This is a genomic window from Mesorhizobium sp. B2-9-1, assembly GCF_006439455.1.
Taxonomy (GTDB): Bacteria; Pseudomonadota; Alphaproteobacteria; order Rhizobiales; family Rhizobiaceae; genus Mesorhizobium.
Map to the genome: position 1 here is coordinate 774,221 of NZ_VFTP01000001.1, position 15,190 is coordinate 789,410.

At 59.4% G+C, this 15,190-nt stretch carries 14 protein-coding genes; 5 read left to right on the forward strand and 9 right to left on the reverse strand.

Annotation, left to right across the window (positions count from 1 at the left end):
- Positions 1-61: 61 nt before the first annotated feature.
- Both FJW05_RS03835 and FJW05_RS03840 read right to left on the reverse strand, forming a co-directional pair.
- Positions 62-394, reverse strand: coding sequence for a DUF2282 domain-containing protein (locus FJW05_RS03835; protein ID WP_140542394.1), 333 nt, complete (start codon positions 392-394; stop codon positions 62-64).
- A gap of 442 nt (positions 395-836) precedes the next feature.
- Complete coding sequence (locus FJW05_RS03840; RefSeq protein ID WP_140627922.1) at positions 837-2,294, reverse strand: NCS1 family nucleobase:cation symporter-1; 1,458 nt, start codon at positions 2,292-2,294, stop codon at positions 837-839.
- Positions 2,295-2,597: 303 nt separating this feature from the next.
- Between FJW05_RS03840 and FJW05_RS03845 the strand changes: the two genes are divergently transcribed.
- A complete protein-coding gene (locus FJW05_RS03845) occupies positions 2,598-2,900 on the forward strand; it encodes a DUF982 domain-containing protein (RefSeq protein WP_095765383.1) in 303 nt (100 codons plus the stop codon).
- An 83-nt stretch (positions 2,901-2,983) separates the two neighbouring features.
- Here FJW05_RS03845 and FJW05_RS03850 read toward each other — a convergent pair whose 3' ends face one another.
- The 5 genes from FJW05_RS03850 to FJW05_RS03870 all read right to left on the reverse strand — a co-directional run bounded on the left by FJW05_RS03850 (position 2,984) and on the right by FJW05_RS03870 (position 8,034).
- On the reverse strand, positions 2,984-3,286 hold the full coding sequence (locus FJW05_RS03850) for an HlyD family secretion protein (protein ID WP_140627926.1): 303 nt from the start codon (positions 3,284-3,286) through the stop codon (positions 2,984-2,986).
- Positions 3,287-3,947: 661 nt separating this feature from the next.
- Positions 3,948-4,985, reverse strand: coding sequence for a hypothetical protein (locus FJW05_RS03855; protein WP_140627929.1), 1,038 nt, complete (start codon positions 4,983-4,985; stop codon positions 3,948-3,950).
- Positions 4,986-5,270: 285 nt separating this feature from the next.
- Positions 5,271-5,930 carry a PIG-L deacetylase family protein gene (locus FJW05_RS03860; protein ID WP_140627932.1) on the reverse strand — a complete coding sequence of 220 codons (660 nt, stop codon included), beginning with the start codon at positions 5,928-5,930 and terminating at the stop codon, positions 5,271-5,273.
- A complete protein-coding gene (locus FJW05_RS03865) occupies positions 5,927-6,742 on the reverse strand; it encodes a sugar phosphate nucleotidyltransferase (RefSeq protein WP_140627935.1) in 816 nt (271 codons plus the stop codon). The genes FJW05_RS03860 and FJW05_RS03865 overlap by 4 nt, the downstream gene beginning before the upstream one ends.
- Positions 6,739-8,034, reverse strand: a complete 1,296-nt coding sequence (locus FJW05_RS03870; protein ID WP_140542371.1) for a class I SAM-dependent methyltransferase — start codon at positions 8,032-8,034, stop codon at positions 6,739-6,741. Before FJW05_RS03870 ends, FJW05_RS03865 begins: the two co-directional genes overlap by 4 nt.
- Before the next feature lie 254 nt (positions 8,035-8,288).
- Between FJW05_RS03870 and rfbC the strand changes: the two genes are divergently transcribed.
- Positions 8,289-8,846, forward strand: coding sequence for a dTDP-4-dehydrorhamnose 3,5-epimerase (gene rfbC, locus FJW05_RS03875; RefSeq protein WP_140627938.1), 558 nt, complete (start codon positions 8,289-8,291; stop codon positions 8,844-8,846).
- Here the strand turns inward: rfbC and FJW05_RS03880 are convergent.
- Both FJW05_RS03880 and FJW05_RS03885 read right to left on the reverse strand, forming a co-directional pair.
- Positions 8,835-10,148, reverse strand: a complete 1,314-nt coding sequence (locus FJW05_RS03880) for a DUF4910 domain-containing protein (protein WP_140627941.1) — start codon at positions 10,146-10,148, stop codon at positions 8,835-8,837. The two genes, rfbC and FJW05_RS03880, sit on opposite strands and share 12 nt — an antisense overlap.
- 10 nt (positions 10,149-10,158) lie before the next feature.
- Positions 10,159-11,226 carry an SDR family oxidoreductase gene (locus FJW05_RS03885; RefSeq protein ID WP_140627944.1) on the reverse strand — a complete coding sequence of 356 codons (1,068 nt, stop codon included), beginning with the start codon at positions 11,224-11,226 and terminating at the stop codon, positions 10,159-10,161.
- Between the two features lie 485 nt (positions 11,227-11,711).
- Between FJW05_RS03885 and FJW05_RS03890 the strand changes: the two genes are divergently transcribed.
- Genes FJW05_RS03890 through FJW05_RS03900 form a run of 3 tightly spaced genes read left to right on the forward strand, consistent with a single transcriptional unit; the run spans position 11,712 to position 15,131 of the window.
- Positions 11,712-13,181, forward strand: a complete 1,470-nt coding sequence (locus FJW05_RS03890; RefSeq protein WP_246673201.1) for a lipopolysaccharide biosynthesis protein — start codon at positions 11,712-11,714, stop codon at positions 13,179-13,181.
- On the forward strand, positions 13,178-14,122 hold the full coding sequence (locus tag FJW05_RS03895; protein WP_140627950.1) for a glycosyltransferase family A protein: 945 nt from the start codon (positions 13,178-13,180) through the stop codon (positions 14,120-14,122). The genes FJW05_RS03890 and FJW05_RS03895 overlap by 4 nt, the downstream gene beginning before the upstream one ends.
- A gap of 43 nt (positions 14,123-14,165) precedes the next feature.
- On the forward strand, positions 14,166-15,131 hold the full coding sequence (locus tag FJW05_RS03900; RefSeq protein ID WP_140542365.1) for an NAD-dependent epimerase/dehydratase family protein: 966 nt from the start codon (positions 14,166-14,168) through the stop codon (positions 15,129-15,131).
- Positions 15,132-15,190: the final 59 nt, after the last annotated feature.

Genomic DNA, 15,190 nt, shown 5'->3' on the forward strand with positions numbered 1-15,190 from the left:
ATCTCCCGGAAGGCAGTGGAAAGGGCGGATGGCGATGCCACCCGCCGCGGTCTGCTCGGAATCAGCCGATCGGCTTTAGCGAGCCGTGGCCATTTGGCGTGGTCATGGCAGTACAGGTTCCCTTCGCCACCAGCTTGAAGGCATTGCCCTGGTAGTCCTTGGTGGCCGTGCCCGCACATGTGGTTCCAGCACCCGCGTAGCAGTCGTTGTGGCCCTTCAGCGCTACGCCGAAACACTTCTCCATCTTGCCGGAAGCGACCTCTTTCTTGGTCTTCTCCTGCATCTTCATCATTTCCGCCTCGCTCATCGCGGCTGATGCGGAACCAATGGCGGCGGCGCCAATGGCTGCGGCGAAGGCACTGGCGACGGCGGCGGATATGAGGCGGTTTGACATGCTTTCCTCCAATGGGTGTTGTTGCGCGAACCCTTCTCCCCCGGCGATGCCGGAAGCCGCAGGTTCTACTGAAAGTTCGCGGCAGCGCTGGCGGAGGTTACGGCGGTTCAGATCATCACCGTTCACGAATCTGTGTAGTGCCGCAGTCGGGCTCGTTATGTGGGATGGTTCGAGGTGGCGGCGGGGGTGATGCGCGAGCCAGTGCCGGGAGGCCGTTGCGGCGCTCCAGGCCTATGCGGCCGACGACGAGTTGGTGCAGTTGGTAGACAGGATGTCTGGCTTGTCTTTTCGCGTGAGCGGCCAGCTCGCGGCTGCTTGCGGCGGCCAATCACAAGTGTCTCGGCATCGGCACGTCGCGCAGTAGGCAGTAGGCAGTAGGCAGTAGGCAGTACAGTAGGGTGGCGTCTTCTATTGCCCGATCCCTACTGCCCACTGCCTTGTTTCAGGCCTTCGCCACCTTAGCGCCTGCACCAAGCGCCATGGTACGCAGCACGTAATAGACGACGCCGGCGATCGCCACGCCGAAGAACCAGCCATAGACGCCCCACCAGGACGGCAGCCAGTTGGTGAAGTTGGGCAGGATCGAGGAGAAGATGGCGCCGATGCCGGCAGCGATGAAGGCATTGACATGCCACCCGCTCTGGAAACGGAACTCGCCGTCTTCGCGATAGAGCGCTTCGACGTCGACCTCGCTTTTGCGGATCAGGTAGTAGTCGACCATCATCACGCCGAAGATCGGTCCCATCGTAGCGCCGATGATGTTGACGAAGGAAGCCGCACTGCCTTCCCATGGCGCGAAGGGATAAAGCACCAGGGCGATCAGCGCCGCGATGTAGCCGCCCTTCTTGAAGTCGATCTGGCGCGGGAAGACGTTGGAGAAGTCGAAAGCCGGCGAGACGAAATTCGCCACGACGTTGATGCCCAGCGTCGCCACCGCGAAGGTCAGCGCGGCAAGCGCGGCCAGGAACCAGCTGTCGAACTTGGCCGAGATCTGGTCTGGATGCAGCAGCACCTCATGGTAGACGTCATAGGCGGCGATCGTCGTGACGCCGGCCACCAGCGAGAACAGGATGAGGTTGACCGGCAGGCCCCAGATGTTGCCCTTGCGCAGCGCCGCCTTGTCCGGCGCATAGCGGGCGAAATCGCAGAAGTTGAGGTAGAGCGCCGAGAAATAGGTCACCCAGATCGCCGCCACCGCGAACAGCGCGGTCCAGGATCCAGGCTCGCCCGGAACGCCTGCGTCCTTGGTCTTGTCCAGCAGCACATCCATCGGGATGTCGCTGGTGAAGGCGAAAGTGTCCGACTTCACACAGAGATAGATCGCCAGGATCAGCATCATGACCCACACGGCCGGGCCGGCCCAATCCTGGAAGCGACGGACGGTCTCCATACCCTTCTGGATGATCAGCAACTGCAGCGCCCAGATGATGACGAAGCAGATCACCTCGAGGGTCGAGTGTCCCAGAAGGTGCGAGCTCTTGTTGAACTCGTCGAACCATTGCAGGCGTGTCAGCAGCGCCACGATCGCGCCCGAAGCCGCGGCCGTCTGGGCGCCGTACCAGAAGCAGGCGACGATCGCCCGCACCAGCGCCGGGACGTTGGCGCCCCAGATGCCGAAGGAGGCGCGGGCAAGCACGGGGTAGGGCACGCCGGTCTTCACGCCGGCATAGCCGACCATATTCATCAGCGCATAGATGATCAGCGAGCCGATGCCGATGGCGATGATGAAGTTGACGAAGCCGCCGCAGAACAGAAACAGGCTTGCCGCCAGGTAGTAGCCCCAGAGGCTGTGGACGTCGGAGGTCCAGACATTGAAGATCGAAAACGGTCCCCAGTTCCTGACCGTTGCGGGAGCCAGATCCTCATTGTAGAGGTCAGGCGATGCGCCTTGAATGGTCATTGCAAGTGTTCCCCTTTTTGCAAAACGCGCCCTCACGCGTTGACGGGGAGGTTAAGCCTGACGCAGGGTAACCGGCAAGCAACCCATTTGCCGGCTTTCGCCTTAAAGATATTCAATGAGAATCGCCGTTATCCGACGGCTCCAGGCCTGCATTGGCTGAGTCGCCAAGTGATTTTCGCGCATGTCAGCGCAGGCCCGCGGTTTCGAACTTTTTCCATCGGCAACCAAATTTGTTTGGAACCAATTCGCGGGACGTGCGTTTAGTGCGGTTCGACTGCGCTGCGGTCGACCGGGAGGATAATTATGGATCGCTTGCATTTCTTTACCCCAGTGCGAATTGCGCGTGGGCAGGGATACCCTGTGGAGGAAGTCGATAGCGTCTCCGAGGCGATGGTGTTCCTGCGGAAGTGGCCAACGGGAAGACGCGGCCCGGTTTATCAATGCGCCCTGAATTGCTGCGCGGCGGCACTGTCGGGCAAGATGTCGGCCGAGGAAGCGCGCAAAGCCTTTGTCGGCTTTGCCCGTATCACCCGGCTGCTCGACGACGACATGGCGCTGCCGCTGGGTGGCGCGTCGATGGACAATGTCCACGCCCTGAGGCGCTAGCGCCGTCACGCCCCCGCGGCTGCGCTGACAGATACGACGATGAGGCGTCGGCTTATGGCCGGCGGCGGTGTGCTGTCGTCGGTTCAGTTTTCCTTGAAAGAGCGTGTTAGCGAAGCCTGCACCGGGGCCAGCATATAGTCGAGCAAAGTGTGCTCTCCCGTCAGGATCATGACCTCCGCCGGCATGCCGGGCGACAAGTGCACGTCATGCAGCTCTGCGAGATCGGCTGTGTCGACTTTGACCTTGGCGAGGAAATAAGGCTCGCCGGTCTTTTCGTCCGTCAGCCGGTCGGCCGACATCGATGTGAGCAAGCCATGGATTTGCGGCAGATGCCGGCTCGGATAGGCCGACAACACCACGCGAGCCGGCATGTCAGGATGTACCACATCGATATCCGCCGGCTTGATGCGTGAATCTATGACCAGATTGGCAGTTTGAGTCGGAAAGAGGCCGCGCGCTTCACCCGATCGGTGAGGGACGCAATCACTGCGAGGTCGGCGTTCGGGTTAAGGCGATTTGCCTTCTCTATCGAGGCGGCTCGACATGTAAGGGGCCGGTTTTGAGCCGGAAGGATCGGGGTGGCGTGCCGGCTGGTCCGTCACTGCAAAATTGATAATATTAAATATTCCGAATATTCAGCCCACCATCCGGTTTGCTACCGCTATCCTAGAAGTGCTTCCCGCGACGGGTCTCGCCGCGAAAAGCTCGGGATTCCCGGATTTCGCTATTTCTCGTGAGCGTATTTTAGCTATCATTAATGTACGGTGGACTGAGTCCGCCGGGCCGGCGTTCTGAAGCCACTTACCCCAAGAAGGACGCCGGCCGCCTTGCGTCTTTTGAAGCTAGACCCGTTGTCGCACTGGTGCGGCGGCGACAACGGGGCTGCTCTGTTACTTCGCTTGGCCAAGTTGGTGGCACATAGCCTTGCAGTGGGGCATTCTGCGACATTGGCGCCGATGGCGCCGTAACAAAAAGGTCGGTGTCTCAAGCGCATTGGTCTGAACGCGGGCCAGGAGCGCGAGAAGCGCGGCGCTTGCTGACCTCGAGTCAGTTGGGCGGGGGGCCGACTATTGAACCGATGCCGTCGCGACGGAGATCTGCTCCACGCCGCGCCATCTCGGCTGCCTTGAGACCGCCGACTAGCCTGCGAATCGTGGGATGCCAACCGAGAATCTCAGACGATACGCCGAGCTGGCCGCGCGCCGGCTTTCGCGGCGGCCAGACGCGAAGACCAAAGTACCGAGCAGCCAGGCGGTCGATCTCGCCGCTGAATTGAATGAGCAGGCTCCCATGAGCAGCTTCGAATACCCGGGCAAGGCCATTGATATCCATCGACGGTTTTTCCGCCGGCCGCAATGCCACCACGACAGCGTCCCACATTTCCGGCAGCAGCATCTGCGGGTGAGCAAACACTGTCACTCTCGCGCCTTGCTCGATCAGGGCATCTTCTATGTAGCGCCTGCAGGGGGTGTCGCACAGGAGAGCGATTCTCGTATCGCGGGCGTTTATGCCTGCATCGTGCAACAGTCGACAGCACAGCCGGGCTAAATCGGGATGCAGGTTTATGCTGGGATGCTCTAGATTTGGAGCGGCGACTTTGACCTGCATCTCGCTGCAGGCGTTTAGGTCCACCATCTCGGGAGAGAGTTCCCATGGCTCGGCCATTAGAGCTACGACTGAATTTGGTCGGAGGTACTCGACGGTCGACCGTGATATCGGCAGTGTCCGGGGACAACTCACAAGAATGTCGACGTCATTCCAGTGATGAGGATGCATTCGTCGCAATATCTCCAGCCTGGCCGAATGTCCGGCATCGGTGGCCAGGTCCAAGGCGTCCCAGGAGGTGGCTGGACTTCTGGCATGCTTTTTTCGCTCGGCTGTAAGCGCAAATACGCGTCGGGCGCCGGCGAGCGCTGCCGCGGTTGCCGTGATCGCCTCCGAGCCAAACCCAGCTCCAGTAACCACAACCTGTCCGTCGAGATCAAGTTGCAACGTTCCAATGCACTCGCGGATGGCATCGATGACCGACGCGACCTCGGTACCATGACCAGGATCTTCGCCCTCCGACTGCGAAGTGCTGTTCACAGAGTCCCCCCACGTGTCGTCATGGGGGTGGGTTCGCTCGCAGCGTGCATTCTCCATGCGGTTTGACCGATGATGTAGAGGCAACGTGCCGACTAGGGGTTGTTTGTAATTGTTTGCGCAACCGTCGTTCTATTGTAATCTTAGCAGTTGTTGCGACGGGTTTGCTGTAGGCAAAATCGCCTGATTTTGGCGAAAACGTGCACCACATTCTCGACCGACCTACCTCGTTTGGAGAGGGTCTGGCGCTCCTGCCTATCGCAATCCGTCGCATACGATCGTCCCGCTTCAGCCGAGGGACCAGGCGGCCTTTCGAACCACGAACCCCTCCGCAAATCCGTCCTTAGCGCGGCACTCCATGCCGCGCAGCCGTGCCAGACCACGAAACGTTTCGGCGTCAAACCAATCTTTGGACCGCTGACTGCCGAAGTGGGCAAGAAGCAATTCGATTTTGCGCTGCATTTGGGCTTCGGTCAGCGGCGTGTAGAAGTTTGGCTGACCCAGGTCGCCGTCCCATTTCGGGATCTCATATTCAAGAATAAGGTGATCCCGAAAAAGGTTCCAGGTGATCCTGTTGACCTCGCGATGATCCTGATGCGCATCATCCCGGCGGTGGGTGAAGATCAGGTCAGGCTTGGCTTTTTTGGCCTGGGACGCAAGCCATTCCTTGATCTCCCGCCCTTGGGTCGGAAAGTAGCTATCATCGAAGTCTGCAATCATCACGGTGGGATCTGTGACCCCTTCGAGGAAGCTATGCGCCGACGCGCGAGCCTCCTCGCCCCGGGCTCCGCGCCCGCTTAACACAATCCAGTGCACGTCAAGCTTCGCGCCGCTGGCAACAAGGGACAGAAGGGTCCCTCCCGCGCCGATCTCGATATCGTCGGAATGGGCGCCAAGACAAAGCACGCACAGACTCTCCTGCATGCCTGCGAGCGACAGGGCCCTCATGATCTGGCGACTGCGAGTCCAGTATGACCGGACCGCTCGCGCATCTGCCGGTTCCAGGGCATGTTGCCTTTTTCGACCATGTCCTCGAGCACCTGCCAGTCGCGCAATGTGTCCATGGCGCGCCAGAAGCCATTGTGTTTGTAGGCCATCAGCATATTGGCCTCAATCAGCCTCCGGAAAGGCTCAAGCACGAGTTCTTCGCCTTCGCGCATGAAATCGAAGATTTCTGGCCTGAACATAAAATACCCGCCATTGATCCAGATATCTGAGCTCGTGGAACTGCGGAACTCACGGACGTGGCCGTCCTCGGCGATATCCGCAAAATGATAGGTGACCGGCGGGGGCACCGCGAGGAAGCAGGCGACCTTTCCGCTCGCGCGGAACTTGCGCTCCATGTCGTCGAGGTCGACGTCCGTGAGCCCGTCGCTGTAGTTGGCAAGGAACATGTCCTCGTCCCGAACCAAATCACGAGCGGCCCAGAGCCGTTCGCCGATGTTGCGCCAGATGCCAGTGTCAATGAGAGTGACTTGCCAACCCTTGTGACTGTCATCCAAGAGCCTGACATCTCGACCGTCGCCGGTTACCACGCAATCAGCGAACATCTGCGGCCGGCTGTTGAGAAAGAAATCCTTGACGACGTTTGCCTTGTAGCCAAGGCAAAGGATGAAGTCTTCATGCCCGTAGTCGCTATAGTATTGCATCACATGGCGCATGATTGGCTGCGGGCCGAGCGGGATCATCGGCTTGGGCACCGCTTCGGAATAATCGCGAATGCGGGTACCAAGCCCGCCGCAGAAAAGAACTACTTTCATGGCCGGTACTCCGCGGGATCGATCACCTTGACGAAGGGGATTGGCACGACGAATTTCGCGCCCCATGCCGCCACGTGCGACATCTGTCTCACGATCTCGTCCTTCAGGTTCCATGGCAGGATCAGGATGTAGTCCGGCTTAGCCTCCTGGATGGCTTCGACGGGCTTGATCGGAATGTGCATGCCGGGCGTGAAGCGTCCGTGCTTGTAGGGATTCCGGTCGACCGTGAAATCCAAAAAGTCGGTGCCGATCGCGCAATAGTTAAGAAGGGTGTTGCCCTTGCCGGGCGCTCCATAGCCGCAGATCGTCTTGCCTTCGTTCTTCGCCGAGATCAGGAAGCTGAGTAGGGCGCGCTTGGCGCCATAGGCGCGATCGGCGAATGACGTGTAGGTCTGCATCTGCCTGAGGCCGGCGGTTGCCTCTCGCTCGATCAGTCCAGCCACCGCCGGCGACGGGCGATAGACGCTATCTGCCCGCGCCAAATAGACTCGCAGCGAGCCTCCATGCGTGGGCAGTTCCTCTACGTCGAAGATCTTGAGGCCGTGCCTTGCGGCCACCACGTCGATCGTCGTGAGCGAGAAATAGGAGAAATGCTCGTGATAGATCGTGTCGAATTGGTTTTCGTCGATGAGCCGCTCAATGTGCGGGAATTCAAGGGTGACCACACCCTGCGGCTTGAGCAGTAGCACGATGCCTGCCACGAAGTCGTTGAGGTCTGGAACTTGCGCGAGAACATTGTTGCCGATGATGAGATCGGCCTGCTTGCCTTCGTTGATGAGTTCGCGCGCCAGGCGTACACCGAAGAAGGCGACACGCGTCGGCACGCCCTTGGCGATTGCAGCTTGCGCGACGTTCGCCGCAGGCTCGATGCCAAGTGTCGGAACCCCCAGCGGCTGAAAATGCTGCAGCAGATAACCGTCATTGCTGGCCAGTTCGACTACCAGGCTGTCTTGTCGGAGCCCGAAGCGCGCCGCAGCGTAATCGCAATAGCGTTTCGCATGCGCGACCCAACTTGCGGAATAAGATGAAAAATATGCGTACTCGGTGAATATCTCTTGCGGAGTAATATGCTCCGGCAGTTGCACTAGGAAGCATCCCTCGCAAGCCATCACGTGAAGCGGATAGTAGGCCTCGACGTTGCCCAGGCGGTCCGGCGATATGAAGCTTTCGCAGGGCGGCGACATTCCCAGATCGACAAATGTATGACGAAGAGGCGCTGCACAGAGCCGGCAACGTCGCTCGTGTTCGACGTCCACCTGTTGGCCGCGCGCGTCGGCTGAATGAAAATTCATCAGACCCAACCCCGGATTTATCTGCAGTGACCTTGAACCAGTCGGCGAGAGCCGCTGACTTGGTATTCTGAGAGATAGGTTAGTCAAATCGAATGAGGCTCAGCCTAGGTTGATCCAGAAGAGGTACGCGGACGCCCTTTTTTTGATCATGTATTCTTGAGTGGACAGCAGTTTGTGTATGACAACAGCAAGATAGCTTTGCTGCGATGCATCGCCGGCAGTTTAGGCTGAGGCTCGTCAAAAGGAGCTTTCGAGTGCGTTTTCATCCGTCTTCGCTCAGCGGACCAATGTTGGTCGAGCCGGAACCCATCTGGGATCAACGCGGGTTTTTTACCCGTACCTTCTGCGTTTCCGAGTTTGCCGGCCACGGTCTGACGACCAGCTTCGTCCAGCACAGCATGTCATATTCGCAGCATACGCACACGTTGCGCGGTATGCACTTTCAGAATTCGCCTCATGCGGAGGTAAAACTGGTAAGTTGTATTGCGGGCTCTATTTATGACGTCATTGTCGACCTGCGCCCACAATCGCCAAGCTACCTGAAATGGGAGGGATTTGAGCTGACGGCCAGCAACCGCCGCATGCTCTACATCCCCAGTGGCTTTGCCCATGGCTTCCAGACACTCAAGCCCGACTCGACGGTGAGTTACATGATTTCCGAGTTTTATACGCCGGGGGCGGCGAGCGGCTTACGATTCGACGATCCATGCCTGGCGATCGACTGGCCTGCTCCACCCAGCATATTGTCGGATCGCGACAGGCATTGGCCGCTGCTCACGGCCGAAGCGCGTCGCACGGAGCTACTGAGCTGACAACAGCCCATGTTCGCGTAAAAGTCGGGCGGCGGCAGCGATCTCGGCGAACGGAAGTCCGGATCGCTCGGCTATCGCGAGCAACGAATTGCTGCCGTCCGCTAGGTTGAGAACCCATAGGATTGGCATCGCCCCATGGCTGGAAGCGTGAAGGCCTCCAAGCGCTGCGTATAAGCCGCGCCTGCCAAGCTGAGGTTCGCCCTTGGGGCTGAGGTTGAGAGGAACCCAGTCTTCCTCGACGACGTCGATTACGCCCGCAAGCATGTCGTATGAATGGGCCAGATGCTCCGGACGAATGAAATCGAGATCGTCGGCGGAGGTGTGGTATTGCGGAAAGGTGCCGTGGGCACCGCGTTGGAATAGGCCGACTGGCATGTTGAAGCCGGGCGAGCAGAACTGGCGCTCGTCGTAGCCGTACGGACTAAAGTCGATCACCTTTGCGGATTGGCCCGGGAGATGGGAAAGGACATGTTCCATGGCTCGGTCGATGAAGGCATCACCGCGCCGGCTGCGTTTGTAGGTAGGGCCCTGGCCATCGCCGACGCACGAGACCACAAGGCCGTGGTCGATCCGGGGGATTCTGTCCTCATTGGCCGCGAGCCATGCCAGGGAACCGATAGTTCCGGGAATGAAAAGGAAGCGATAGCTATAGCGTGTCTGACGCGCGCGGAGCTTTCCTGCCAATACCGTCAGCAAAGCCAGGCCCGAGCAATTGTCGTTCGCCATTGAGGGATGGCAGATGTGGGTGGTCAGCAGGAACTCCCGGTCGCTCGTTCCGCCATGGACATATTCACCATATGTCAGCGCGCCTTGCCTGAGTTCGCTGTCGATATGAACGCGATAGCGACCCTCCGGAAGGGACGTCAGGAGATTGTGCGACATGCAGAATCCCCACCGTTCCGCATAGTATGAGGTACGGTAGGGGATAAGGTCGGGTTGCTCCGGTATCGTGAAAACATGCTCCTTCAGCTCGGCGAGGCTCACCACCTTGTCGACCGGAACGCTGTAATTCAGGACATGGAGATTGGAGTGCCGGAAATCGACTATCCGGTTACCTTTTTCGTCGTCGATATAGGCCTCACGGATGATCCATTCTTTTGGTATCACCCAATCGAAGACGGGCGTTCCCGTTGCAACCTCGTGCACCTCGATCGGCAGGTGCCGTGACAAAACGCGCAGCGTCTCGCGAACACCGGGACCAGTGATGCTGCGGGCGATCGGGAAAAGTTCTCTGGCAAGTTCGTAAATCTTCTCGCCTAGTCGGGCAGAAGTATTCACCAGTTGTTGAGCGCCATCATCCATATCGCCGTCGTTATTGTAGCATCGCTGCCGGAATTTTTGCCTGGCTGTGCGTCAGGCGACGAAGATCATGAGCGATCACGCCAGTCGCCATCAGGTGCTTGATATGGGCGATCCGCTGATAGCGCGGACCTTCGAATTCACCGGGCGTCAGTCGCGATGACTTGAGAACGCTGAGAAGTTGCTCAGCCCCGCTTCGAGCGTTGTGGCGCGGCAAAGCGTCAGGCAGGACGCGGGCAAGCTTGCTGAAATTGACACGATACGAGCGCTTGTCCGGTCCCGCGTCGCTGGCGAAGGTGAGTTGGCAGCCGGGGACGACTTCGGTGACGATCTCCGCGATGTCGCGGATCCGGTAGTTGTGCTCCGTTGACCCGACGTTGAACGCCTGGTTCCAGACCGCTTCGGTCGGTGCGGCAAGACCTGCGACGAAGGCTCGGGATATGTCCTCGACATGCACGAGCGGTCGCCAGGGCGTTCCGTCCGATTTGAGATAGAGCAGCTTTTCCGAAACGGCCCATGCCATCAGGTTGTTGAGCACGACGTCGAAGCGCAGGCGAGGCGAGACGCCATAGGCAGTCGCCGGCCGGAAATAGACGGGGCAGAAATCACCGTCTGCCAGTGCTGATATGTCCCGTTCCGCCAGAACTTTGGATTTTCCATATGCCGTGACGGGATTGAGGTCACCGGTCTCATCGATCAGGTCGCTCTCGGATACCCCGTAGTTGCTGCAGGAGGAGGCGAACAGGAAACGTCGCACGCCGGCTTCCTTGGCAACCTGGGCTATCCGGACGCTTCCGCGGTGATTGATCGCGAAGGTGATGTCGGGGTTCAGGTTGCCGAGCGGGTCGTTGGAAAGCGCTGCAAGGTGGATGACGGCCTCGACGTTGACGAAGTCGTCGTGGCTCGCATCGCGCACGTCCTTGCAAATGCTTGGAATGTTGGTGAGCTTGCCTGCGGGGGCAAAGGTGCACCGCTCGTACAGATTGGCATCGTAACCTATGACGTCGTGCCCCGCAGCGATCAGCATGGGCACCATCACAGAGCCGATATAGCCTTGATGGCCCGTGACCAGAACTCGCATTGTTCCTCCTGCGGAATGCATGGCGCTGTTCGACCTTCGCACGATTTTGTCCCGAGGCTACTGACCCAATCGGATGAGGGGTTTAGGTCTGTCGGCCATGCGCGCAAATTTCCGGGCTTGATAGCGTCTCTACGTCCTGTGCTCGCCGTTCTGGCCAGCTGCGGGATTTTACGGGCAAAGAAGCCGGACGCGCCCCGCACTTCACCGGGCCGGAGAAGCGCCCGGATACATCGCCCACCCCGGGCCGCATTGCTGGCTCTTCGGAACTAATTCAAACGGGCATCGACTAATCACAATTGATATCGGCACACGCGCTGTGGAGGGGTGCCCGGCACGAAGCGCGAGCCATAAGCTGGCGTCGTCGTCTTGGTGGGCTATCTCACGCCCTCCTGTGATTTGGCTATGGCACCGTTACGAGTCTCGGACCGTACGGCATCTTCTTTCTGGCGGGGAGTTCGAAGCTGGACGAACTGAAAGGAAAATCGCTGCGGGGTGCGTTTGCGAAGCTTTGCGGACAAGGGATTTCCTTTGTTCTGCGGCTCGGCTTTGTCGCCGCAATCGCACGCCTCCTGGAACCGGCGGATTTCGGGCTGGTCGCCATGGTAACGGTGGTTACCAGCTTCTTCGACCTGTTCTCCACCGCCGGACTCTCGGCAGCGACGGTTCAAAAGGCCGACATCAGCGATCAATATGTATCGACCCTTTTTTGGGTCAATGTGGCCGTCGGCAGCATCCTTGGCGTGCTCTGCCTCATCGCCGCGCCTTTCCTCGTCGCTTTCTACCAGGAGCCTCGCCTGCTTCCGGTGACCGCCGCGCTGGCGGCCGGCTTCCTGTTCAATGCCGCCGGGGTGCAGCACCTTGCGCTTCTGCAACGCTCGCTGCGCTATGGGGCCCTGGCTGTCATAGAGACAATTGCCCAACTGGCCAGCATTGCGACCGGGCTTGGAATGGCGTTCTATAGCTTTGGCTATTGGGCGCTGGTTGGCGCTGCACTCGTTCAGCCTGCGACGACGACCCTTCTTATGTGGCTTTCGATTTCCTGGCGTCCGGGAAAGCCCGGTAGGCTCTCCGATGTTCGGTCCATGCTAAGGTTCGGGGCCACGATCACGTTCAACAATCTGGTCGTCCATCTGGCCTATAATTTCGACAAGCTGATGATCGGGCGCTATCTGGGGGCAGACGCCCTGGGCATTTATGGGCGAGGCTATCAGCTCATCAATATACCGAACACGACCTTGCTGTCAGCGGTCGGTGGAGTGGCCTTTTCCGGCTTGTCCAGGCTGCAGGGTGATGCGGTTCGCTGCAGAGCGTATTTCCTCAAGGGATATACGCTCGTCAACAGTCTTACACTCCCAACGACAATGTTCTGTGCAATCTTCGCGGACGAGATCATCACCGTCGTCCTTGGGCACAAGTGGCATGCTGTAGCGCCGATCTTCCGTTTGCTCGCCCCCACGATCCTGGTTTTCGGGATCATCAACCCAACCGGATGGTTCCTCCAGTCGACGGGTCTCCAGGGACGCAGTCTCAAGATGGCATACGCCATCGCTGTGCTGGTCTGCCTGGCCATCATCATAGGTCTACCTTACGGAGCCAACGGCGTGGCTCTGGGCGTTTCTGCGGCCATGACCGTGTGGGTGGTGCCGCATATTGTCTGGTGCGCGAAGGGCACGCTTCTGTCGCCTTTCGATCTCTTTGCCGCGATCTGGCGGCCATTGCTGGCCAGTATCGTCGCAAGCGGTGCGGGACTGGAGGCAGCGTTCTACCTGGGGCCGTCGTCCACGCCGCTCCTTCGGCTTCTGATGGGCGGGATGGTCATGGGCGCGGTCTACGCCTGTCTGCTCCTGTTCGTCCTCGGCCAAAGGAAATTTTATGTGGATGTCCTGGCGGCGTTGAGACCCGCTTCGCCGGCTCGAATTGCCGACACATCCGCCAATCTCGGAGCAAGCAGATGAGCGAAAATGTTCCACGGCTGAGTATCGGCCTTGCCGTCCGCAACGGAAAAGGGTGGGTGGAAAATTGCATAGATTCCATCCTCGGCCAGGACTTCGAGGGCCTCGAGCTGGTTGTTTCCGACAATGCATCTGACGACGGAGTGACAGAAACACTTGCAAACTACGCGCGGGCCGATGGGCGCATCCGATTGAATGTCAATCCTTCGAATATTGGGATCCATCAAAACATGAACCGTGTGCTGCGCCTGGCGCGTGGCACATTCTTCCGCTGGATCAGCGCCGATGATTGGCTCGAGCCGGGCTATCTCTCGAAATGCGTGAAGATGCTTGAAGACCGGACTGACGCAATTGGCCTGACCACCGGCTTCACCGTTTACTCGCCCGAGGGGGCGGCGAGATGGGAGGACTACCGGGGGGAATTTCCAAGCTCCGGCGACGCAGCCCAGCGGTTTGAAAGGATGTTGTGGTTCTACCATGCCGGCGACGCCAAGTATGACCCGATCTACGGCATGTACCGACGCTCCCGGCTCTTGGAAACGCGCATGCTTCGCCGCTCCGAGCAGGCGGACTGGCTCATATGCGCCGAACTGGCGCTGACAGGGCCAATCATTCACATCCCCGATCGGCTCGCCAACCGTACGCAGAAGCCGCGTCGCGGCCTCGACCGCGTTGCATTCCGCCGACGTCTTGATCCCATCAGCAGCGAAGAACTCAGAACCTGGCCGTCCCGCACCTATCGCGACCTCCGCGATATCGTTCTGGAAGCAAAGCTTACCGAGGATCAGTTGCGTCGATGCGAAATGGCGCTTCGCCGCTTCTGGGCGAAGGAAACAATCAGGGCCGGACGGGCGCAATTCTCAGATTCAAGGCTTTTGCTGCTCAGGCGCTTGCGTGGAAATCAGGGACGCTTCCTGTCATCGACACCTGTGAGTCAAGACTAGGAATGGGCGATGGTGCAGTCCGCGGACATGGAGGCCGGCCGAGATGGTCCACCAAAATTCCGAGATCACTGACCTCAAGGTTCTGATCACGGGCGGGGGTGGCTTCCTTGGTTCCCATCTTTGCCAACGGCTGCTCGGACTTGGCTGCGAGGTCCACGCGACGTCACGTTTCGAACGAGAGAGAGACGATCGCGGACCGATCTGGTGGCAAGCCGACATGGCCGATCTCTCGACGGTTCGTAGCGTTGTCGCCACGGTGAAGCCCGACATCGTCTATCATCTGTCCGGCTCGGTTGGCGCGAGCCCAGACCTTGAATTGGTGGTGCCGACTTACCAAAGCCTGTTGACCAGCACACTCAACGTTCTGCTGGCCGGAACGGAGGCCGGCAGCAGCCGCATTATCCTGAGCGGCTCGTTTACCGAGCCCCAGCCGGGTCTTGCGCGTCCCACTCCACATTCGCCGTATGCAGCGGCGAAATGGGCGGCGTCCGGCTACGGACGCATGTTTAACACTCTCTTCCAGGCGCCGGTGGTCATTCTGCAGCCATTCATGGTCTACGGACCGCGTCAGGCGCCCGCCAAGCTCATACCGACAGTAATCGAGTCGCTGCTTGTCGAGACCCCACCCAAAGTGACCAGCGGCAAGCGACGGGCTGACTGGATTTATGTGAACGATGTGATCGACGGGTTTGTTTTGGCGGCGACGACAAAGGGGATCGAGGGGGCCACGATCGATCTCGGATCTGGCCGCCTCGTCTCTATTCGCGAAATCGTCGAGAGGATTGTTGCAATCGTCGGCTCCGCACCCCCTCCCATCTTCGGCGCGGTGCCCGACCGGCCGGCTGAAAACGAAGTGATCGCCGATACCGGGTATGCGTGCGCGCGGCTCGGCTGGATAGCGAAAACCTCCCTCGACGAGGGTCTCCGGCGAACGGTGCGCTGGTACCGCAAAAGGCGCAATAACGGCCGTGATCGCGCAAGCCCTCAACCAACTACTCCTTCTGAATAACTGGGATGAGCTCAGCGCACTTTTGTAGGCGTTTTGCGCGGCGTCGGACCGGCCAAATA